Annotated in this window: 9 protein-coding genes; 6 read left to right on the top strand and 3 right to left on the bottom strand. The window is 74.7% G+C overall.

The genetic code is table 11. From position 1 onward, the window contains the following. Nucleotides 1-16: 16 nt before the first annotated feature. A complete protein-coding gene (locus tag AC27L3_RS23475; RefSeq protein WP_487236027.1) occupies nt 17-13,990 on the bottom strand; it encodes a type I polyketide synthase in 13,974 nt (4,657 codons plus the stop codon). Between the two features lie 275 nt (nt 13,991-14,265). Between AC27L3_RS23475 and AC27L3_RS23480 the strand changes: the two genes are divergently transcribed. The 5 genes from AC27L3_RS23480 to AC27L3_RS23500 all read left to right on the top strand — a co-directional run bounded on the left by AC27L3_RS23480 (nt 14,266) and on the right by AC27L3_RS23500 (nt 19,751). Further along, nucleotides 14,266-14,646 carry a YybH family protein gene (locus AC27L3_RS23480; RefSeq protein ID WP_365969437.1) on the top strand — a complete coding sequence of 127 codons (381 nt, stop codon included), beginning with the start codon at nt 14,266-14,268 and terminating at the stop codon, nt 14,644-14,646. 164 nt (nt 14,647-14,810) lie between these two features. Then, entirely contained in the window at nt 14,811-16,238 is a 1,428-nt protein-coding gene (locus AC27L3_RS23485) for a flavin monoamine oxidase family protein (protein ID WP_487236028.1), read from the top strand. Nucleotides 16,239-16,297: 59 nt separating this feature from the next. Beyond that, nucleotides 16,298-16,717 (top strand): YybH family protein, encoded by a 420-nt coding sequence (locus AC27L3_RS23490; protein WP_344433257.1) that lies wholly within the window; start codon nt 16,298-16,300, stop codon nt 16,715-16,717. 204 nt (nt 16,718-16,921) lie between these two features. Continuing rightward, on the top strand, nt 16,922-17,266 hold the full coding sequence (locus tag AC27L3_RS23495) for a winged helix-turn-helix transcriptional regulator (RefSeq protein WP_487236029.1): 345 nt from the start codon (nt 16,922-16,924) through the stop codon (nt 17,264-17,266). Between the two features lie 118 nt (nt 17,267-17,384). Beyond that, nucleotides 17,385-19,751 (top strand): ATP-binding protein, encoded by a 2,367-nt coding sequence (locus tag AC27L3_RS23500; RefSeq protein ID WP_487236030.1) that lies wholly within the window; start codon nt 17,385-17,387, stop codon nt 19,749-19,751. 88 nt (nt 19,752-19,839) lie between these two features. Here AC27L3_RS23500 and AC27L3_RS23505 read toward each other — a convergent pair whose 3' ends face one another. Further along, entirely contained in the window at nt 19,840-21,414 is a 1,575-nt protein-coding gene (locus tag AC27L3_RS23505) for an aspartate aminotransferase family protein (RefSeq protein WP_487236031.1), read from the bottom strand. Nucleotides 21,415-21,566: 152 nt separating this feature from the next. After that, on the bottom strand, nt 21,567-22,343 hold the full coding sequence (locus tag AC27L3_RS23510; protein ID WP_487236032.1) for a thioesterase II family protein: 777 nt from the start codon (nt 22,341-22,343) through the stop codon (nt 21,567-21,569). Nucleotides 22,344-22,543: 200 nt separating this feature from the next. On the opposite strand from AC27L3_RS23510, the gene AC27L3_RS23515 reads away from it, so the two are divergent. Continuing rightward, nucleotides 22,544-23,338, top strand: coding sequence for a sensor histidine kinase (locus AC27L3_RS23515; RefSeq protein WP_487236033.1), 795 nt, complete (start codon nt 22,544-22,546; stop codon nt 23,336-23,338). Nucleotides 23,339-23,369 lie beyond the last annotated feature (31 nt).

Raw genomic sequence — 23,369 nt, forward strand, 5'->3', positions numbered from 1 at the left:
GGGTGGGATGGGTGGGTCACTCGAGGCCGTCGAAGAGCGCGAAGAGCTCCTCGTCGCTCGCCTCGTCGAGGTCGGCGTTGTCGTCCGGCTCCTCCTCGGCCGCGGGCGCACCGCCCGCGGCCTCGGCCGCCGCCAGCAGCTCCCGCAGCCGTACGGTGATGCGTTCGCGCTCGTCGCCGCCGGTCGCGGCCGCCGCCTCGATCGCCGTGCGCAGCCCGTCGAGGCCGTCGAGCACGGGGTCGGCGGCGGACACCGGCCGGATGTCGAGGCGGCCTTCGAGGTGCGCGGCCAGCGCGGCCGGGCTGGGATGGTCGAAGACCAGCGTCGTCGGCAGCCGCAGCCCGGTGGCCTTGTTGAGCAGGTTGCGCAGCTCGACCGCCGTCAGCGAGTCGAAGCCCAGCTCCTGGAAGGGCCGTTCGGCACTGATGCCGGACGGGTCGGCGTGCCCGAGCACCTGGGCCACCTGCGCCCGGACGAGGTCGGTCAGGGCCCGGCCCCGCTCGGCCGGCGACAGGGCGGCCAGCCGCTCGGACAGCGACACCCCGTCCTGCGCCTCGGCGCCTCCCGCCGCAGCGCTGCGCCGGGCGGGTGCCGTACGGACCAGGCCGCGCAGCAGCGGCAGCGGCTCCCCGCGGCGCAGGGCGGCCGTGTCCAGGCGGGTGACCGCGAGGACCGCCTCACCGGTGGCCGGAGCGGCGTCGAACAGCTCCATGGCCTCCTTCGTCTGCAGCGGCAGCAGCCCGACCCGGGCCAGGCGGCGCAGGTCCGCCTCGCCCAGGTGCCCGGCGATCGACCCCGTGTCCGCCCACAGGCCCCAGGCCAAGGAGACCGCGGGCAGCCCCATGGCCCGGCGATGGGCGGCCAGGGCGTCGAGGAACGCATTGCCGGCCGCGTAGTTCGACTGCCCGGCCGTACCGAGGAGACCGGCGACGGAGGAGTACAGCACGAACGCCGTCAGCGGCAGATGCGCCGTGAGCTCGTGCAGGTGCCAGGCGGCGTCGACCTTCGGCCGCAGCACGGACGACAGCTGATCCGGCGTCATCTGCGCCAGCACGCCGTCGTCGAGGACACCGGCGGTGTGCACGACGGCCGTCAGCGGATGCTCGGCCGGTACGCCCGCGACCACGGCGGCCAGCGCGTCGCGGTCGGTCACGTCGACGGCCTCGACGCTCACCTGCGCGCCCAGCTCGGTGAGCTCGGCGCTCAGCTCCGCCGCGCCGGGCGCCTCGATGCCGCGGCGGCTGAGCAGCAGCAGACGGCGGGCGCCGTGCTGCGTGACCAGATGCCGGGCCAGGATCCCGCCGAGAGCGCCCGTGGCGCCGGTGACCAGCACCGTGCCCGAGTCCCAGGCGGGGGCCTCCTCCCCGGTGCCGGTGCGCTCGGCGCGGGCCAGGCGGGGGACGAGGACGGTGCCGTTGCGCACGGCGGCCTGGGGCTCGCCGGAGGCGACGGCGGCCGCCAGGTGCTCGGCCGTGGCCGCCTCGTCGAGGTCGACCAGGGCGATACGGCCGGGGTTCTCGTTCTGCGCGGAGCGCAGCAGGCCCCACAGGCCCGCGTGGGCGAGGTCGAGGACGTCCTCGGTGCCGGCGGCCACGGCGCGGTGGGTGGTGACGACGAGGCGGGAGTCCGCGAAGCGGTCGTCCTTGAGCCAGGTCTGGACGAGGTCCATTGCGCTGTGCAGCGCGGCGTGGGCGGCGGTGACGCTGTCGCCGTCGGCCCCGGGGGCCTGGACGACCACGGTGGTCGGCGCCTGTGCACCGGCGTCGACCGCCGCGCGGAGTGCGGCGAGGTCGTCGTACGACGGGGTTTCGTCGCCGGGTGCGGCCCGGTGGGTGGGTTGTGCCCACCCTCCCCCAGCTACCGCTGGGAGGTGCCCCCACCGCCCAGCGGGACGATTGCCCACAACCAGCGGCGCCCACGTCACCTTGAACAGGCCGTCCGGGGACGTGTTCGTCGTCAGGGCCTCCTTGGAGAGGGGGCGCAGGGTGAGGGTGTCGATCGTGGCCACCGGGGTGCCCGTGGTGTCGGTCACCGTGAGGGAGGCCAGGAGGGTGGTGGGGTCGGGCCGGTCGAGGGCCAGGCGGACGCGCAGCACCGTGGCGCCCGTGGCGTGGACCGTGGCGCCCGCCCACGAGAACGGCAGCCACGAGGGCCCGTCCTCGTCCGTCACGCCCGGCAGCAGCGGGTGCAGTGCGGCGTCGAGCAGGGCGGGGTGCAGGGCGAACGACGCGGCGTCGGTGCGCAGGTCGTCGGCGAGGGCGACCTCGGCGAACAGTTCGCCCTCGCCCCGCCACAGGCGACGCAGGCCGCGGAACGCCGGCCCGTACGCGTAGCCGCCCTCCGCGAGCCGCTCGTACGCGCCCTCCAGCGGGACCTCCGTCGCCCCGGCGGGCGGCCACGCCGCAAGCCCCTGCCCGGTGGCGCGGCCGGGGGCGAGGGTGCCGGTGGCGTGCAGGACCCACGGCCGGTCGTCGTCGCCGTCGTCGGGCCGGGAGTGGACGGTGACGGTGCGGCGCCCGTCGTCCTCGGCGGCACCGACGGCCAGCTGGAGCCGGACGGCGCCGCGTTCGGGCAGGACGAGCGGTGCGGCGAGGGTGAGGTCCTCGACGGAGTCGCAGCCGGCCTGTTCGCCGGCGCGCAGGGCCATCTCCAGCAGGCCGGTGCCCGGCAGCAGCACCGCGCCGAGGACGGCGTGGTCGGCGAGCCAGGGGTGGGTGCGGCGCGAGACGCGCCCGGTGAAGAGGTACTCGTCGCGCTCGGCGAGCTGGACGGCAGCCCCCAGCAGCGGGTGCCCGGCCGCGCCCAGGCCGAGGCCCTCCGCGCCGGCCCCGGCCGTGGCGGGGGCGTCGAGCCAGTACCGCCGGTGCCGGAAGGCGTACGTGGGCAGCGGCACCCGGCGGGCGCCGGGGAAGACGGCGTCCCAGTCGGTGCGCACGCCGCGGGCGGCCAGCAGGGCGAAGGCCGCCTCGGCCGTACGGTCCTCCGGCCGGCCCCGGCGCAGGGCGGGGGCGAGCGAGCCGGCCTCACCGCTCAGGCTCTCCTCGACGAGGGCGGTGAGCACGCCGTCGGGGCCGAGTTCGAGCCAGTCGGTGACGCCCTGCTCCTCCAGGTACCGCACGCCGTCGAGGAAGCGGACGGCGCCGCGGATGTGGCGCGCCCAGTAGTCGGGCGAGGTGAGGTCCTCGGTGGTGGCGAGGGTGCCGGTGACGTTGGAGACGACGGGGATGCGCGGGGCGTGGAAGGTGAGCCCGGCGGCGACGGCCCGGAACTCCTCCAGGACGTCGTCCATGTGCGGGGAGTGGAAGGCGTGGCTGACCGACAGCCGCCTGGTCTTGGCGCCGCGCTCGCGCCACAGGGCGACGAGGGCGTCGACGGCGTCCTCGTCGCCGGAGACGACGACGGAACGGGGGCCGTTGACGCCGGCGACGGCGACGCGCTCGTCGTCGGCGTAGGCCGCGAGCGTCGCGACGACGTCGTCCTCGCTCGCCCGGATCGCGGCCATGGCGCCGCCGTCGCGCGCGGCCTGCATCAGCCGGCCGCGCTCGGCGACGAGGTGGCAGGCGTCGGGCAGGTCCAGGACGCCGGCCAGGTGGGCGGCGGTGACCTCGCCGATCGAGTGCCCCAGCAGGTAGTCGGGGACGAGCCCGCGGTGCTCGGCGAGACGGAACAGCGCGGTCTCCACGGCGAACAGGGCCGCCTGCGTGAACACCGTCATGTCCAGCAGCGCCGCGTCGGGCGAGCCCTCGGCCGCGAAGAGCACGCTCTTCAGCGGGCGCGGCAGCTCGCTGTCCAGGTGGGCGCACACCGCGTCGAGCGCGGCGGCGAAGACCGGCGAGGCCGCGTACAGCTCGCGGCCCATGCCCAGCCGCTGCGAGCCCTGCCCCGTGAACAGGAACGCGGTCTTCCCCCGCCCCGAACCGGTGGCGCGCACCACGGCCGGCGACGACTCGCCGCGCGCCAGCGCCTCCAGCCCGGCCAGCAGCTCGGCGCGGTCGGCACCGACGACGGCCGCCCGGTGCTCGTGCAGCGCCCGGGTGGTGGCCAGCGCGTGGCCGATGTCGACCGGGTCGGCCTGCGGGTGGGCGGTGACGTGGGCGTGCAGGCGCTCGGCCTGGGCCCGCAGCGCCTCCTCGCCGCGGCCGGACAGCAGCCACGGCAGGACGCCGCCGGCCGCGGGACGCTCGCCGGCGGGTTCCCCGACGGCGGGTTCCTCGACGGGGGGCTGCTCGATGATGACGTGCGCGTTGGTGCCGCTGATGCCGAAGGAGGAGACCGCCGCGCGGCGCGGGCGGCCCGCGTCGGGCCACGCCCGCTCCTCGGTGAGCAGCTCGATGGCGCCCGCCTCCCAGTCGACGTGCGGCGAGCGCTCGTCGGCGTGCAGGGTGCGCGGCAGGACGCCGTGGTCCATGGCCTGGATCATCTTGATGATCCCGCCGACGCCGGCGGCGGCCTGGGCGTGTCCGATGTTGGATTTGAGGGAGCCGAGGTAGAGGGGGCGGTCGTCGGGCCGGTCCTGGCCGTAGGTGGCGAGGAGTGCCTGGGCCTCGATGGGGTCGCCGAGGGTGGTGCCGGTGCCGTGGGCTTCGACGGCGTCGACGTCGGAGGGGTGGAGTCCGGCGCTGGCGAGGGCCTGGCGGATGACGCGTTCCTGGGCGGGGCCGTTGGGGGCGGTCAGGCCGTTGGAAGCGCCGTCCTGGTTGACGGCCGAGCCGCGCAGGACGGCGAGGACGTGGTGGCCGTTGCGGCGGGCGTCGGAGAGACGCTCGACGAGCAGCAGGCCCACGCCTTCCGCCCAGCCCGTGCCGTCCGCATCAGCGGAGAACGACTTGCAGCGGCCGTCGGACGACAGCCCGCGCTGCCGGCTGAACTCGATGAACACGTGCGGGCCGGCCATCACCGTCACACCGCCCGCCAGCGCCAGGTCGCACTCGCCCGACCGCAGCGCGTTCGCCGCCAGGTGCAGGGCCACGAGGGAGGACGAGCAGGCGGTGTCCACGGTCACCGCCGGGCCCTCCAGCCCGTACGTGTACGACAGCCGGCCCGAGACGACGCTGGAGAGGTTGCCCGCGAGCAGGAAGCCCTCGAACTCCTCCGGCGTGCCCGCCAGCCGCGAGGCGTAGTCGTCGTACATGGCGCCGGTGAACACACCGGTGTTGGAACCCCGCACGGCAGCCGGGTCGATGCCCGCGCTCTCGAACGTCTCCCACGCCGTCTCCAGCAGCAACCGGTGCTGCGGATCGGTCGCGGTCGCCTCGCGCGGCGAGATCCCGAAGAACTCCCGGTCGAACTGGTCGGCGTCGTGCAGGAAACCGCCGTGACGGACGTACGAGCTGCCGGTCCGCTCCGGGTCCGGGTCGTACAGCGCGTCCAGGTCCCAGCCGCGGTTGACGGGGAACTCGCTGATCGCGTCCACGCCGCCCGCCACCAGACGCCACAGGTCCTCGGGGGAGGCGACGCCGCCGGGATAGCGGCAGGCCATGCCTACGATGGCGATCGGCTCGTCGCTGCTCGCCCGTACGGCCGGTACGGCGCTCTTGGGACCGCTGTCCGCCACCTTGGAGAGCAGGTACGCGGCCAGCGCGGCGGGGGAGGGGTGGTCGAAGACGACCGTGGTCGGCAGCCGCAGACCGGTGGCCGCGTTCAGGCGATTGCGCAGCTCGACGCCGGAGAGGGAATCGAAACCGAGCTCCTTGAAAGCCCGCTCCGGATCGATGCCCGTGGGCGTGGCATGACCCAGGACGCCCGCCACGACGCCGCGCACCAGATCGGTGACCGCCGCCGCGCGCTCCTCCTGCGGCAGCGCCGCCATCGACTGCGCCCAACCGCCGGCCGGAGCGGCCGCCGACTGCGCGGTACGGCGGGCGGGCCGCGCCCGCACCAGGCCGCGCAGCAGCGCGGGCGGGGCCTCGGCGAACGCGGCGAGATTCAGCGAAGCCGGCACGTACAGGGCCTCGTTGCCCGCGAGGGCGGCGTCGAACAGGGCCAGGCCCTGCGCCGGAGTCAGCGGCGCGACACCGGCGCGCGTCCAGCGCGCGAGGTCGGCGGCGCCGAGCGTGCCGCCCATGCCGTGCGTGGCGTCCCACAGGCCCCAGGCGAGCGACGTGGCGGCCAGACCGTTCGCCCGGCGGTGGGCGGACAGAGCGTCCAGGTAAGTGTTGGCAGCGGCGTAGTTGGCCTGGCCGGCGGTGCCGGTGATGCCGGAGACGGAAGAGAAGAGGACGAAGGCGGCGAGATCCAGGTCGCGGGTGAGCTCGTGCAGATGCCGGGCGGCATCCACCTTCGGCCGCAGCACGGCGTCCACCTGCTCCTCGGTCAACGCCTCGACAGTGGCGTCGTCCAGCACACCGGCGGTGTGCACGACCGCGGTGAGCGGGTGCGCGCCGTCGACACGGGCGAGCAGCGCCTCGACGTCACCGCGGACGGCGGCGTCGGCCGCGACGACGGTGACGCGCGCGCCGAGACCTTCGAGCTCGGCGACGAGCTCGACGGCCCCGGGGGCGTCGACGCCCCGCCGACTGGAGAGCAACAGATGCCGGATGCCGTACGCGGTGACGAGGTGCCGCGCGAAGAGCGCCCCGAGCCCACCGGTGCCGCCGGTGACGAGGACGGTGCCGTCGGGATCGAGGGCCCGGCCCTCGCCGACGCCGCGGCCCGCGCTGCGCGCGGCGGGGCCGCCGGTGGCGGGCGTCTCGTCGCCGGGTGCGGCCCGGTGGCCCGGTTGTGCCCACCCGTCCCGCCCAGCGGGACGATTGCCCACAACCGGTGCGGCCGAGTCCGGCGCACTGCCTGCCGCGCTCCGCGCGGCTGCGGCCGGCGTACCGCTTGCCGCGCTTTGCGCGGCTGCGGCGCCCGTGGCCGGGGTGCGGGGCGGAGCCCCGGGGACCTCGGCCTCGGGGGCCGGGGCGGAGCCCCGGGTTCGGGAAGGGGCGGGGTGGGGGAGATCTCCCGCCCGCACCAGCCGCGGCACCCGCAGCCCCCCACCCCGCACCGCCAGTTGCGGTTCGTCCGTGGTGAGGGCCGCCGCCAGGAGTCCGCGGTCCGGGAGGGCGGGCGCGTCGATCAGTACGAAGCGCCCGGGGTGCTCCGACTGGGCCGCGCGTACCAGGCCCCAGACCGGGGCCGACGCCAGGTCGGTGACGTCCTCGTCCGGGCCCGCCGCCACCGCGCCCCGCGTGACGAACACCAGCCGTGCGCCGTCCAGGCGCTCGTCGGCCAGGAACGCCTGGATCAGGCGCAGTGCGCGCCGCGTCGCGGTGCGGGCGTCCTGTTCGGCGGCGGCTGCGGCTGCGGCTGCGTCTGCGGCTGCGGTCGCGACGACGACCTGCGGTGCCGGGCCGTCGAACGCCGGGAGTTCGTCGCCGTGTGCCTCGGCCCAGGTGACGGCGGCGCCGTCGGGGGCAGGTACGGGCTGCCAGGTCACCGTGTAGAGGGAGTCGGTCTGCGGCGTGGCGCCCAGACGTGCCTTGTCCACCGGGCGCAGGGTGAGCGCGCCCACGGATGCGACGGGCGCGCCTGTCGCGTCGGCGAGGTCGAGGGAGACGGTGTCGGTGCCCGCCGGGGCGATGCGGACCCGCAGGGCCGTGGCTCCTGCGGCGTGCAGGGTCACGTCGGTCCAGGCGAAGGGGAGCCGGATCCGCTCGGGGGCCGAGGGGTCGGCGGTGGCCAGGACGAGCGGGTGGAGGACGGCGTCGAAGAGGGCGGGGTGGAGGGCGTAGGAGCCTGCCGTCTCCGCCTGTTCCGCGGGCAGGGCCACTTCCGCGTACGTCTCCTCGCCTGCGCGCCACACGGCGCGCAGGCCCTGGAAGGCGGGCCCGTAGCCGTAGCCGAGGGCGGCGAGCCGGTCGTAGACGTCGGTGAGGGGTTCGGCGACGGCGCCGGCGGGGGGCCAGGTGGTGGTGCCGGTGACGGCGGGGGCGGGGGCGGGGGTCGCCGCGAGGGTGCCGGCGGCGTGCAGGGTCCAGGGCGCGTCGGTGCCGTCGGGCCCGTCGGGGCGGGCGTGGACGGTGAAGGTGCGGCTGCCGCCGGGGTCGGGTGCGGTGACGGCGACCTGGATGCGGACGGCGCCGCGTTCGGGCAGGACCAGGGGGGCGCGCAGGGTGAGTTCTTCGATGGGGCCGGCGCCGGCGCGGTCGGCGGCGGCGACGGCGAGTTCGAGGAAGGCGGTGGCGGGGACCAGGACGGTGCCGTCGATGGTGTGGTCGGCGAGCCAGGGGTGGGTGGTGAGGGCGAGGCGGCTGGTGAGGAGGAGTTCGTCGCGGTCGGCGAGGTCGACGGCGGTGGCGAGGAGGGGGTGTCCGGCGACGTCGAGGCCGAGGCTGCGGGCGTCGCCGGCCGGTCGGGCGGTGAGCCAGTAGTGCTCGCGCCGGAAGGCGTAGGTGGGCAGGTCGACGATCCGGGCGCCGGGGTGGAAGGTGGCGGTGTCGAGGGGTGCGCCGGCGACGTGGGCGGCGGCGGCGCCGCCCGCGAACTGCTCGGTCTCCGGCCGCCCGGTGCGCAGCAGGGCGACGGTGGTGGCGCCGTCGTCGTCGCCGAGGGTGGCGCGTGTCATGGCGGTGAGCACCGGGTCGGGGCCGACCTCGACGAACACGGTGGTGCCGGCGTCGCGCAGGGCCCGTACGGCGTCGGCGAAGCGGACGGCTTCGCGGATCTGGCCGGTCCAGTAGTCCGGCGAGGTGAGCTGTTCGGGGTCCGCCACTGTTCCGGTGACGGTGGAGACGAGCGGGATGCGCGGGGCGTGGAAGGTGAGTCCGGCGGCGACGGCGCGGAATTCCTCCAGGACGTCGTCCATGTGGGGCGAGTGGAAGGCGTGGCTGACCGACAGCCGCTTGGTCCTGGCGCCGCGCTCGCGCCACGCCGCCGCGACGGCTTCGCAGGCGTCCTCGTCGCCGGAGATCACCACGGCGTCGGGGCCGTTGACGGCGGCCAGGGAGACGGCGCCCTCGTGGCCGGTGAGCGAGGCGGCGACGTCGGCCTCGGCGGCCTGGATGGCGATCATTGCGCCGCCGGCGCGTGCGGACTGCATGAGGCGGCCGCGGGCGGCGACGAGGGTGGCGGCGTCGGCCAGGGACAGGACGCCGGCGACGTGGGCGGCGGCGAGTTCGCCGATGGAGTGGCCGGCGACGAGGTCGGGGGTCAGCCCGTGGTGTTCGAGGAGCCGGTGGAGGGCGACTTCGAGGGCGAAGAGCGCGGGCTGGGTGTACCGGGTCTCGTCGAGGCCCTCGCCGGTGTCGATCACCTCGCGCAGGGGCCGGTCCAGCAGGGGGTCGAGGGCGGCGGCGACGGCGTCGAAGGCGGCGGCGAAGGCGGGGTGGGCGGCGTACAGTTCGCGGCCCATGCCGGGGCGTTGGGCGCCCTGGCCGGTGAAGAGGAACGCGGTGCGGCCGGCGCGGGCGGCGCTGCCGGTGACGAGGTGCGGCGCGCTGCCGCCGGTCGCGAGGGCGTCGAGGCCGGCGAGGAACTCCTCGGTCGTGCGGCCGGTGACGGCGGCCCGCTGGTCGAGGAGGCTGCGGCCGGTGGCCAGGGTGAGGCCGACGTCGGCGGGGTGGAGGCCGCGAGCGGCGACGTGGTCGCGCAGCCGTGCGGCCTGCTCGCGCAGGGCGTCGTCGTCGCGGGCGGAGAGCACCCAGGGGGCGGGTGCGGGCAGGTCGTCGTCCGTGCGGGGGGTGGGCGCGGGGTCGCCTTGTTCGAGGACGACGTGGGCGTTGGTGCCGCTGATGCCGAAGGAGGAGACGGCGGCGCGGCGCGGCCGGTCGACGGCCGGCCAGGCGCGCTCGGTGGTCAGGAGCTGCAGGGCGCCGGCGTTCCAGTCGATGTGGCTGGTGGGGGTGTCGGCGTGGAGGGTGCGCGGCAGGATGCCGTGCTCCATGGCCTGGATCATCTTGATGACGCCGCCGACGCCGGCGGCGGCCTGGGTGTGGCCGATGTTGGACTTGAGGGAGCCGAGGTGGACGGGCTCGTCGCGGTCGCGGCCGTAGGTGGCCTGGAGCGCCTCGGCCTCGATGGGGTCGCCGAGGCGGGTTCCGGTGCCGTGGGCCTCGACGGCGTCGACGTCGGCCGGCTGCAGGCCGGCGTCGGCGAGGGCGGCGCGGATGACGCGCTGCTGGGAGGGGCCGTTGGGGGCGGTGAGGCCGTTGGAGGCGCCGTCCTGGTTGACGGCGGAGCCCCGGATGACGGCGAGGACGCGGTGGCCGTTGCGGCGGGCGTCGGAGAGGCGTTCGACGAGGAGCAGGCCGACGCCCTCGGCCCAGGAGGTGCCGTCGGCGTCCTCGGCGAAGGACTTGGAGCGGCCGTCGGGGGCCAGGCCGCGCTGCCGGGAGAACTCGACGAACATGCCGGGCGAGGACATCACCGTCGCGCCGCCCGCGAGGGCGAGCGTGGTCTCGCCGGAGCGCAGCGACCGTACGGCCAGGTGCAGTGCCACCAGTGACGAGGAGCAGGCGGTGTCGACGGTGACGGCGGGGCCGACGAGGCCGAGCTGGTAGGCGATGCGACCGGACATGACGCTGGGGGTGGTGCCGGTGAGCAGGTGGCCTTCGACGCTTTCGGGTGCGTCGTGCATGCGCGGCCCGTAGTCGAGGGGGGTGGCACCGACGAAGACGCCGGTGCGGGTGCCCTTGAGGCGGGCGGCGTCGATGCCGGCGCGTTCGACGGCCTCCCAGGCGGTCTCCAGCAGGAGGCGCTGCTGGGGGTCCATGGCGAGGGCTTCGCGGGGGGAGATGCCGAAGAAGGCGGCGTCGAAGCGTGCGGCGTCGTGCAGGAAGCCGCCTTCGCGCACGGTGGACTTGCCGGTGCGGGCGGGGTCGGGGTCGTACAGCTCCTCGTCCCAGCCGCGGTCGGTGGGGAAGCCGCCGACGGCGTCGACGCCGTCCGCGACCAGGCGCCACAAATCCTCGGGGGAGGTGACGCCGCCGGGGTAGCGGCAGGCCATGCCGATGACGGCGATGGGCTCGTCGTGGTCGCCGGCGGCATGCGCGATGTCGTCGGAACCGTCGGCGAGGCCGGTGAGTTCGGCTTCCAGGTACGTGGCGAGGGCGGCCGGGGTGGGGTGGTCGAAGAGCAGGCCGCTGGGCAGGCGCAGGCCGGTGGCCTCGGCGAGGTTGCCGCGCAGCTCGACGGACATCAGGGAGTCGAAGCCGAGTTCCTTGAAGGGCGCGCCGGTGTCGACGGCCTGCCCGGGCCCGTACTCCAGGACGGCGGCGACGTGCGTGCCGACCAGGTCGGCGACGGCGCGGGCGCGCTCGGCGGGCGGCATCCCGGCGAGGCGGCTCCCGAGCGCGCCGCGGGGCGCGGCCGGGGCGGCCGGCGTGGCGGTGCGGGCGGGCAGGGCGGCGGCGGTGCGGCCGGTGCCGCCGTCGATCCAGTGCCGTTCGCGCTGGAAGGCGTACGTGGGCAGGGGCACCCGGCCGGTGGGGGTGCCGGCGAAGGCGGTGGCCAGGTCGACGGCGGCGCCGCGCACGAAGAGGGTGGCCAGGGCGGTGAGCAGGGTGCGCGTCTCGCCGCGGCCGGTGCGCAGGGCGGGTACGGCGGCTGCGGCGCCGGCGTCGCGCAGGGAGCCGGTGACCATGGCGGAGCACACGCCGTCGGGGCCGAGTTCGAGGAAGGTGGTGACGCCGGCGTCCTCCAGGGCGCGGGTGGCGTCGGCGAAGCGCACGGGGCGGGCGACGTGGTCGACCCAGTAGCCGGGGGTGGTCCACTGGTCGTCGGTGACGACCTCGCCGGTCACGGTGGAGACGGCGGCGATGCGCGGGGTGCGGAAGTCCAGGCCCGCGACGACTGCGCGGAACTCCTCCAGCATGGGGCGCATGAGGGGCGAGTGGAAGGCGTGGCTGACGGTCAGGCGCTTGGTCTTGCGGCCCTGCTCCTTCAGCCGGGCGGCGATCTCCTCGGCGGCGGCCTCGGTGCCGCCGACGACGACGGACCGCGGGCCGTTGACGGCGGCGACGGCCACCTCGTCCTCGCGGCCGGCGAGCAGCGGCAGCACCTCGTCCTCGGTGGCCTCGACGGCGATCATCGCGCCGCCGGCCGGCAGGGCCTGCATCAGCCGGCCGCGGGCGGTGACGAGCGCGGCGGCGTCGGCCAGGGAGAGGACGCCGGCGACGTGGGCGGCGGCGATCTCGCCGATGGAGTGCCCGGCCACGTAGTCGGGGCGTACGCCCCAGGACTCGACGAGGCGGAAGAGGGCGACCTCGACGGCGAAGAGGGCGGGCTGGGTCCAGGCGGTGTCGTCCAGGCCCTCGCCGCCGGCGATCACCTCGCGCAGGGGCCGGGGCAGGTGGGCGTCGAGGGCGGCGCAGGCTTCGTCGTAGGCGGCGGCGAAGGCGGGGAACGCGGCGTGCAGTTCCTCGCCCATGCCGGCGCGCTGGGCGCCCTGTCCGGTGAAGACCACGCCCAGCAGGCCGGGCTGGACGGTGCCGGTGACCACGTTGGGGGCGGGGGTGCCGGCGGCGAGCGCGCCGAGGCCGGCGAGCAGGTCGGCGCGGTCCTCGCCGAGGACCACGGCGCGGTGGTCGAAGACGGTGCGGGTGGTCAGGAGCGCGTGCCCGATGCCGGCGGGGGAGGCGGTGGCGTCGGCGGCGACGTGGTCCTGCAGCTTCCCGGCCTGGGCGGCGAGGGCGTCGCGGGTGCGGGCGGAGACCGCCCAGGGGGTCACGGCCGGCCCGGGGCCGGCCTCGGGGCGGGGCGCGGGGGCGGGGGCGGAGGTGAGGACGACGTGGGCGTTGGTGCCGCCCATGCCGAAGGAGGAGACGCCGGCGATGCGCTCGGCGTCGTCGCCGCCCGGCCAGTCGGTGAGCTCGCGCTGGACGGCGAGGCCGAGTTCGGCGAGCGGGATGCGGGGGTTGGGGGTGGCGAAGTTGAGGCTGGGCGGCAGCTGGCCGTGGTCGAGGGCGAGGAGCGTCTTGAGCAGGCCGACGATGCCGGCGGCGCCTTCGAGGTGGCCGACGTTGGTCTTGGCGGAGCCGACGAGCAGCGGGGTGCCGCAGGTGCGGCCGGTGCCGGCGACGGCGCCGAGGGCGGCGGCCTCGATGGGGTCGCCGACGGGGGTGCCGGTGCCGTGGAGTTCGACGTACTGCACGCGGGCCGGTTCGATGCCGGCCTTCTGGTAGGCCTCGCGCAGCACGTGTTCCTGGGCGGTCTGGCTGGGCACGGTCAGGCCGGGGGTGGTGCCGTCGTTGTTGACGGCGCTGCCACGGATGACGCCGTAGACGTGGTCGCCGTCGGCGAGGGCGGCGGCGAGCGGCTTGAGGACGACGACGCCGCCGCCCTCGCCGCGCACGAAGCCGTTGGCGCGGGCGTCGAAGGTGTAGGCGGTGCCGTCGGGGGAGAGCCCGCCGAAGCGCTCCTCGGTGACGGCCGACTCGGCGAGGATGTTGAGGTTGACGCCGGCGGCCAGGGCCATGGTCGACTCGCCGCCGCGCAGTGACTCGCAGGCCAGGTGGACGGCGACGAGCGAGGAGGACTGGGCGGCGTCGACGGTCAGGCTCGGCCCGCGCAGCCCCAGGTGGTACGAGACGCGGTTCGCGATGACGCCGCGGTTGACGCCGGTCATCGTGTGCTGGGTGAGGGCCGCTTCGCCGTGCTGGTGCAGCAGGGAGGCGTAGTCGTCGCGCAGCGTGCCGACGAAGACGGCGGTGCGGCTGCCCTCGAGTTCGCCGGGGACGATGCCGGCGTCCTCCAGCGCCTCCCAGGCCAGTTCGAGGACGAGCCGCTGCTGCGGATCCATGGTGGCGGCCTCGCGGGGCGAGATGCCGAAGAAGGCGGCGTCGAAGGTGTCGACGCGGTCGAGGAAGCCGCCGCGGCGCACGCCGCCGGCCGGCCGCTCGGCGGTGTCCTGTCCGTCGAGGACGGAGACCCAGCGGTCCTCGGGTACGTCGGTGATGGCGCTGGAGGCGCTGCGCAGCAGCTCCCAGAAGGCGGCCGCGTCGGGCGCCTGGGGGAGCCGGCAGGACAGGCCGACCACCGCGACGGCTTCGGGATCGTGCTTCTTCGTCATCGCGCTCGACAGCCCTTTCTCGGCAGAATTCCGCAACCGCACAAAGGCGTTTAGGGAAACGTGGAAAGCGCAACGATCGTAGGTGCGGGGTCTCCAGCGGAACTTCTGCGTGCGGTCACGGCACGGTAATCGGGCTTGATTGCAAGGGGCGGTGGGTCCGCCGTGACCCGGCGGTGAGCGTTTGGCGGAATGCGTCCCGTTATTGTCCGACTGCGATTTCCCGCACCGGTTGCGGAACTCGTCCCTACCCCATAGAAGTTGGGAGCAGTCTCGCCATGACGCAGCTCACGAATGACGTCGAAAAGCACACCGCGCTGTATGTGGAGGCGTTCAATGCGGGTGACGCCGACGCGGTCAACGCCTTCTACACCGAGGACGCCGTCGCGGTGTGGGAGCCCGGTCAGCCGCTGACCGGCCAGGCCCGCATCGACTCCGTCAAGGAATTCCTCGCCCACCGCCCGAAGATGACGGCCGTGCCGCGGCAGTCCTTCGTCACCGGTGACACCGCGCTGCTCATCGTCGACTGGCAGATCGACACCGTGGACGAGGACGGCAACCCCGAGCACCTGGAGGGCGTGGGCGTGGACGTGCTGCGCAAGGGTGCCGACGGCCACTGGCGCTACGCGGTCGACGACCCGTACGGCCAGGCCGAGTAGCGCGCGCCGACGGCAGGGCCGTCCCGCCCGCGCGGCCCCGCTGTCCGTCCCCGGCTCCGTGAGCCCGGGACCCGTGACCCCGTGACCCCGTCCGTCCTCAAGAGCTCGTCCCGTCCGGCATCGCCCACCGCGGTCCCGGGCCTTCGCCTAGGGGGAAGCACCTCGTGAACACTGAACGCCTCGCCGCCCGCCGGCTGTCCCGCCGTACGGTCCTCAAGGCCGGCGGCGCCGCCGCGCTCGCGGCCTCCGCCGCCACGACCCTGGCCGGGCCGGCGCACGCCGCGGAGGACGGCACCGACAGCGTCCCCCTGGACTTCATCGTCGTCGGGGCGGGCTTCGCGGGCATCACCGCGGCCCGTGAGCTGCGGGCCCGGGGCTACCGGGTGACGATCCTGGAGGCGCGCGGCCGCATCGGCGGCCGTACCTGGACGGACACCTTCGCCGGTCAGCAGGTGGAGATCGGCGGCACGTGGGTGGAGGCCACCCAGCCCAACATCGGCCGGGAGCTGCAGCGCTACAAGCTGGAGCTGGAGACGGACGAGCCGCTGGACCGGATGATGCTGCCGACGCCCACCGGCCCGAAGTCGTTCACGCCGGACGACGGCAATGCCCGGATGGGTGCGGTGATGTCGAAGCTGTTCGACGGTTCGCGGCAGTACTTCGAGAAGCCGTTCCAGCCGCTGGCCCGCCAGGACCTGCTGCAGAAGCTCGACCGGCTCTCGCTGCGCGACCGCTTCACCGAGCTGAAGCTCAGCCCCGAGGAGGAGATGCTCTTCAACGGGCAGACGGCCATCTACTCGGGCGGCTCCAGCACACAGGGCGCGCTGACGATGTTCGCCCAGTGGTGGGCGCTGTGCGGCTGGAACGTGGACGGCTGGGCGAACACCACCTGCTTCCGCTTCAAGACCGGTTCGGTGAGCCTGCTGTCGGCGATGCTGGCGGAGGCCAAGCCGACGCTGATGCTCAACACCCCGGTCACGGCGATCACCGACGACGGCAAGTGGGCCCGGGTGACCACCAAGTCCGGCAAGACCTATTCGGCGCGCGGCGTGGTCGTGGCCCTGCCGGTCAACGCCTGGAACACGATCAAGTTCTCGCCCGGTCTGCCCGCGGCCCACACGGCGGCCACCACCCAGGGCATAGCGGTGAAGAACGCGGTCAAGCTGTGGATCCACGCCAAGGGCGGCCAGGGCCGGGTCTACGGCCAGGCCGCCGAGGGCGGCTCGCCCATCCCGCTGATCATCCCCAACAAGAAGACCGCCGAGGGCCAGCTCTACATCGGCTTCAGCGTCGACCCGGCCCTCGACCCGAACAACGTGACGCAGGTGCGCGACGCGGTGCGCAAGCTCGGCGTCGACCTGGACATCATCGGCATCCGGGCGCACAACTGGGGCGCCGACGAATGGGCGCGCGGCGGCTGGGCCTTCCGCAAACCGGGCCAGCTGACCTCGCTGTACCCGGCCGTGCTCAACCAGGCGACCAGCCGGATCACCTTCGCCAGCGGTGACATCGCCGAGGGCTGGAGCGGCTTCATCGACGGCGCGATCGAGTCGGGCATGCGCGCGGCCCAGCTGGCCGCCGGCGAGATGTGACGCATCCGCCGGCACACCCCCTTAAGGCACCACCCCCAAAACAGAGAGGCAATGCCGTCATGACGACGTTCACCGTTCCTTTCGACCCGGAGAAGCCGGACCTCACCGACGACACCTGGACCCAGAACGAGATCTTCCTCCAGGTCTTCAACTCCGGTGACGGCGCGCTGTTCAACAGCCTGTACCGGGAGGACTCCATCTCCAACTTCTCCGGCGAGCCGCTGACCGGCGAGGCCCGGCTGAAGTTCTTCCAGGAGTTCCTGGCGAACAAGCCGAAGCTGGAGGCCAAGGTCACCCACTCGTACGTGGCGGGCGACGTGGCCCTGATCGGCGTGGAGTACGCCATCGACACCACCGGCCCCGACGGCGAGCCGCTGCGCCTGGAGGGCAACTGCACCGACGTCCTGGTGCGGGTGGAGGACGGCCGCTGGCTGATGGCGATCGACCGTCCCGTCGCCAAGAGCGGCCTGGTGGCCTGACGCGAGGGCCGGCCGGGCCCCGCCGCCGTGTCCTTCCCACGGCGGCGGGGCCTTCGTGTGCCCGCCGTCCGTCCGCCGCACAAAAACAAGCAGGGCAAAAACAAGCGGGGCAAAGACGAGCAGGGCAAAAACAAACCGTTTATGCGGTATGGTTCGGCTTTGGAAAGCGGTGGGGACAGCGGGATATGGGGTAGGGGAGTGGGCATGGCACAGCAGTTGTCGCAGTCGTTCACCTGCGGTCTGGTTGCGGCCCTCAACGTCATAGGCGGCAAGTGGAAGCCGCTGATCATCACCGAGCTGCACCGCCACCCCCTGCGCTTCGGCGAGCTCAGGCGGGCGATACCCGGCGTCAGCGAGAAGGTGCTCAGCCAGCAGTTGCGGGAGATGGAGCTCGACGGCGTGGTCAACCGCGAGGTGTGCCACCAGATCCTGCCCAGGGCCGTGGAGTACTCCCTGACCGAGCTGGGTATCGCCCTGCACGAGAGCCTGCAGCCGCTGGCCGCCTGGGGCGCGGACCACGAGATGCGCGCCCTGCGCCCCTCCGGCTGAGAGCCGGGCCCGCCGGCCCCGGTCCGCACACCCTCCCGACGGGACCTCGAACGGACCTCGAGAGAACCTCAAGGGTGCCCCAATAGGGCGTGGTTAGCCTGCGCGGGTGCGGTTTCGAATGCTAGGTCCCCTGGAACTCGTCGACCACGACCGGCCCCTGGCCCTCGGTGGCATCAAGCAGCGTGCCACCCTGGCCTTCCTGCTGTTGCACGCCAACCGGGTGGTGGCCACCAGCCAGCTGCTCAAGGCCCTGTGGCCGACCGACGAAGCACCCACTTCCGCCCGCAAGATCCTGCAGAACGCCGTGTGGGGTCTGCGCGGCGTGCTCACGGCCGAGGACGGCGCGCCGTCGGCCCCCGCCCTGCTCACCCAGGCCCCCGGCTACGTCCTGCGGGTCGACCCCGAGGACGTCGACCTGCACCGTTTCGTGCGCCAGGTCGAGCAGGGCCGCTCCCGCCTCGCCTCCGGCGCCCCGCAGGAGGCCGCCGCCGTGCTGCGCGAGGCCCTCACCCTCTGGCAGGGCCCGGCCCTGTCCGACCTGGTGGAGACCGGCATCGCCTGGCCCGAGCTGGCGGCGGTGGAGAAGGGCCGGCTCGATGCCATGGAGGACTACTTCGAGGCGGAGCTGGCCAGTGGCCGGCACCGGGCCGTCCTCGGCGAGCTGGAGACGATGGTCGCCACCGAGCCCCTGCGGGAACGTTCCTGCGGGCAGCTGATGCTCGCCCTGTACCGCTGCGGCCGCCAGGCCGACGCCCTGGCCGTCTACGACCGGGTGCGCTCGACCCTCGTCGAGGAACTGGGCCTCGAACCGGGCCGCTCGCTGCGCAGCCTGCAGCACGCGATCCTCACCCACGACCCCGAGCTCTCCCCGGTCTTCCCCCCGGCCCCCGCCGAGCCGTACACGGTGATCCGCGAGCCCGGGCCCGTACGCGGGGCGCCGGTACGCCCCGAGCCGGAGCCGCCCGCCGCGCGGCCCCCGCTCACCCCCGTCCCGGCCGGCGGCCCCGGCGAGCGGGAGGCCACGGTGACCGAGCGCACCCAGGTCAGCGTCGCCCTCATCGCCACCGAACTGGAATGCGGCGAGGAGGGGACGCCCGGCGGCGTCTGCGAGACGACCGACACCGCCCTGGAGTCCGTGGCCGCGGCCATCCAGGAGAAGGCCGAGTACTTCGGCGGCACCGTCGTGGCCACCATCGGCCCGGTCTCCCTCGTCGCCTTCGGCGTGCACGACGACGACCGGCACGCCGCGGATGCCGCCGAACGCGCCGTCCACGCCGGCCTGGCCGTGCGCGCCGCGCTCGGCTCCGCCGCGTACGCCGCCGTACGCCCCGCCCGCCGTCCGGCCGTCCGCGCCGCGGTGGTCACCGGCGAGGCCCTCGTGCGCCACCGGCCCGACGACCCCGCCGCACCGCCCACCATGATCGGCTCGCTCCTCCACAACGGCCAGGCGCTGCTCTCCCGCGTACCGGCCGGCGAGATCCGCGTGTGCGCCACCACCCGGCAGCGGACCGAGGGTGCCATCGTCGTCTCCTCGGCGGGCGACCCCGTCGGCGGCTGGGAGGTGCGCGGCACCCGCCGCGAGTACCCGGGCGAGCGGACGGTCCCCATCGTCGACCGCGACTGCGAGCTCGACCTGCTCGGCGGCCTCCTCGGCCGCACCCGGCACCGCGCCGTGCCGCACCTGGTGACCGTGCTGGGCGACCCCGGCATCGGCAAGACGCGCCTGGTGGCGGAGTTCGAGCGGATCGTTTCCGAGGAGGCCGAGCCGCCCCTGTTCCTGGTGGGCCGCACCCCGTCCTTCCCGCAGGACAACGCGCTCGCCGTGCACGGCGAGGTCCTCGCCGCGGCCTGCGGCATCGTGCCCGGCGAGAGCGACGAGCGGGCCCTGGGCCGGCTCGCCGCCACCGTCGGCGGGGCCGTCGCCGACCCGGCGCAGGCGCACTCCCTGGTGGAGCTGCTGACCCCGCTGGTCACCCCCGGGGCCGGCGACTGGCGGCGCACGGGCCCCGAACGGGCCCGGTTGCTGCACGCCTGGCGGCACCTCCTGGTCGCCCTGGCCGCCCGCCGTCCCCTCGTGCTCGTCGTCGACGACCTGCACCGGGCCGAGGACGCGCTGCTGGACTGCGTCGAGGAACTGGTCGAATCGGCCGCCGCCGTGCCGCTGCTGGTCGTCGCCGCCGCCCGGCCCGAGCTGCTGCAGCGCCGCCCCGGCTGGGGCGCGGGCCGGCGGCACGCCACCACCATCGGCCTCGACCCGCTCTCGGACGCGGCCATCGACCGGCTCGTGGAGTTCCTGCTCGCCGGCGACGACAGCCTGCGCGATGCCATCGAGGCCATCGACGCCGTCGGCGACGAGACCGCCGCCCGCCGCCGCCACCTGCGCAAGCTGCTGGCCTCGGGGGCGCCCACCGGCACCCTGCACCACCTGTACGGGCGCCTGCGCCGCCCGCTCGCGCTGGCCGCCCAGCCGCCCCTGGCGGTCTGAGGGCGCTTCGGGGGCGGTTCGAGGGCCCGATCGGCTCCGGTACCGGGCGGGTACGTTGAGGGACGTACCCGCCCGGTACCGGCACATCTCACGCCGGGAGCGCCGGGAGCAGCAGCCGCTCGCCGTCCTGGGCGCGCAGGATCGCGCACACGTCCCGCAGGCCGGTCTCCAGCCGGGCGATCTCCTCGTCCGTCAGGTACACCGACGGCTCGAAGCGCAGCGTGTGCACCGCGCTCGCCGTGGGGAACGTCCGCACCCGGTGCTCGCGCAGCAGGTAGCCGGCCACCAGGTAGCCGAAGGTGCCGGCGTTCTCGCGCAGGGCCTGCGAGGCGGCCTGCGTCTGGTCGCGGAACTCCAGGCCGAGCATGAGCCCCTCGCCCCGGATGTCCTCGACCACGTCCGGGAATTCCTGCCGCAGGGTCTCGAACACGTCCTTGAGCGCCTGCCCGCGCTCGGCCGCCAGCCGGTAGACCCGGCCGCCGTCCGCCTCCATCAGCTCCAGCACCTTCAGCGCGATGTGGCAGGAGAAGGCGTCCTTGGCGAACGTCGAGCTGTGCACCAGCTCGAACTCCGGGCGGTAGCGGGAGCGGCGCACCAGCATCACGGACGCCTTCGCGATGCCGCCGCCCAGGCTCTTGGCGAGGGCGTAGTAGTCGCCGCGCAGCCCGACGCGGGAGGAGGCGAAGAACGAGCCGCTGCGGCCCATGCCGCTCTGCACCTCGTCGACGATCACCGGGCAGTCGACGGCGGCGCAGACCCGCTGGATCTCCTCGGCGAACTCCCGCCCGAGGACCCGGATGCCGCCCTCGCCCTGGATGGGCTCCAGCACGAAGGCGCAGAACACCGGCGCCGCGTGCCGCACGAGCACGGCGGTGCCGTCCTCGACGGCGAGGCCCAGCAGCTCGGCCCGCTCGGCCTCGACGACCTCCTTGAGCACCTCGGGACGGTCCCGCGGCACGAACCGGGCCTGCGCGGCCAGCGCGGCGAACGGCGCCCGGTAGCCCTCGTTGTGGGTCAGCTGCACGGAGCCGACGAGCTTGCCGTGGAAGCCGCCCTCAAGAGCCAGGAACACCGGAGTCCGCTGCCGCACGGCGTCGTTGCGCCGCGTGATCTCGTCGGCCACCACCTCGACCCCGGCCCCGGCCGGCAGCCCCAGCGCCGCCACGACCGCGGCCCCCACCCCGGCCCCGGCGGCCTGCGCCGCGGCCACCTGCGCGGAGGCCGTGGCGTACGCGGCGTCCATCCGCATCCGCCGGTCCAGCTCGGCGTGCTTGACGGCCGCCTCGACGGCCTCGGCACCGGTGTTGGCGAAGATGGCCGAGTACTCCTCGGCGTCGTCCCCGAGTTCGCGCCGCAGGATCGCGTTCAGCGCCTGCGCGAGATCATTGGCGTACGGGTGCCGGGAGAACTGCGCGTGCACGGGAATTCCGCCGTCCAGCAGCGATTTCGCGTACGCGTTGATCTCCGGGTGATTGTGCCCGAGCATGAGCGAGCCGTATCCGCCGGCAAAGTCGGCGACGGGTATGTCCCGGCCCTCGGAATCACGGTAGTAGAGGGTGTTCCCCTCGCCCCGGACGTATTCCACGTCGAGCCCGACGGAAGCGAGCCACCCGAGCAGATACGGCTCCGCGAGGTCATGGGTTTCAACGGATGCACCATTCATGCCGCGGACGATACGGAGCAGCCACTAACGCCCGGGTCATTGCCGGTTCTTTGGTTTGTGGGGGCTGTGCCGCCTTCAGCCCGTCCGGCGTTTGAGGGCCGGGGGTCCGGGGGCGGAGCCCCCGGGAAACGGAGAAAGGGCGGGGCTGGGGCTCAGCCCGCCGCAGGCGCCAACACCAGCGCCTCGGCCACCACCTCGGCAACAGCCCCCACATGATGGTCCAAGTAGAAGTGCCCCCCGGAGAACACCCGCACATCCGTCCGCCCCGCCGAGAACCCCGCCCACTCCTCCGCCTCGACGACCGTCACCACCGGATCGCTGTCCCCCACCAGCACCGTGAACGGCATGCTCAGCGGCGCCCCCGGCGTCCACGCGTATCCGCCGATCGCCCGGTAGTCGGCCCGCAGGGCCGGCATGACCATGGCCAGCAGGTCGGGGTCCTGGAAGACGCCGCCCGTCGTCCCGCCGAGCCGTCGGATCGCCGCGAGGACGTGCGCGTCGGTGCGCACCTGGTCGTGCGGGTTGGGCAGGGCCCGCGGGGCGCCGCGCCCGGAGAGGAAGAGCCGTTCGGGCCCGGGCAGGGAGCGTTGTTCGAGGCGCCGGGCCGTCTCGTAGGCGAGGACGGCGCCCATGCTGTGCCCGAAGAAGGCGTAGGGGCGCCCGTCGCCGACGACGGCGGTGGCTACCTCCTGGGCCAGCCGGTCGGCGAGTCGTCCGATGTCGTCCACGGCCGGTTCCTGGTGCCGGTCCTGGCGCCCGGGGTATTGGACGGCCAGGACGTCGACGGCCGGTGCCAGGGCGCGCGAGAGCGCGACGTAGGCGCTGGCCGCGCCTCCGGCGTGCGGGAAGCACACGAGCCGGGGGCCGTCCTGCGGGGTTGTTGCCCCGGCCGCGGCCGGACCGTAGCGTCGGAACCATTCACTGCCCACTGCGCCCACTCCTTGCCTGCTCCAACCTGCGGATGGTGACGGCGCATTGTGGACGCCTGCGCTCGAGGCTGGCACGAGCCGCGCACGAGACGGCCGTGGGAGAAGGTGAATTACCCGTCGGTGGGCGGCGAGTACGAACTCCCCGGTTAGCGTCGCGTCGTCCCGAGGGACATGAAGCAACACGTAGTGGGGGGATTGCGATGGAGACCGCCGTTCCGGCCTCGACCGCCTCTTCGGGCACGTCCGCGGCCGTCCTGGGACGCGACTTCGCCCGCGCCCTGACCGAGGGGCTGGCCCGGGCGGCCACCACGACCCTGGAACGCCGCCCGGCACCCGCGGCGCCCGCGGACCCCGGTCCGGAACCGTTACCGCCGGCGGCCCTGCCCGCCGCCGCCGACGAGCACGCCGACTGCCGCTGGCACGAGCGCCGCCGCGTGGCCCGTGACCTGCACGACCACATCGGCGGCGCCCTGGCCACCGCCCGTCGGCTGATCGCCGAGTGCGCTCCGGAGGTACGCGATCCGGAGCGGCTGGCGGCGGCGGTGACGTTCCTGAGCGAGGCCGAGGGGCATCTGCGCGGGCTGCTGGGCGAGCTGGTCACGGCGACGGAGCTGCCGCCGCTGCGCGAGGCCGTCGAGGGTTTCGCCGCGGAGGCGGCCCCGCCCGGGGTGGAGGTGACGGTCAAGGTCACGGGCAATGAGCGCCTGGTGGCCACGGCCCACCGCCGTGCGCTGTTCCTGTCGGTGCGCGAGGCGCTGCGCAACAGCTTCGAGCACGCGGGCGCGCGCCGCGTCGCCGTGTCCGTACGGACGACGCGCTGGTGGGTGCATGCCGCCGTGGAGGACGACGGCTGCGGCTTCGACCCGGCGCGGGCGGGCGCCGGCATCGCCTCGATGCAGCAGCGCGTCGAGGAGATCGGCGGCCGGCTGGCCGTCGAGAGCTCCCCCGTGGACGGTACGCGTGTCGACCTGCACGTGCCGTTGCGTCCCCGTTGACCCATCCATGCCGCTTAGTTGAGGAAGTGCT

Source organism: Streptomyces sp. PKA51 (assembly GCF_057552455.1).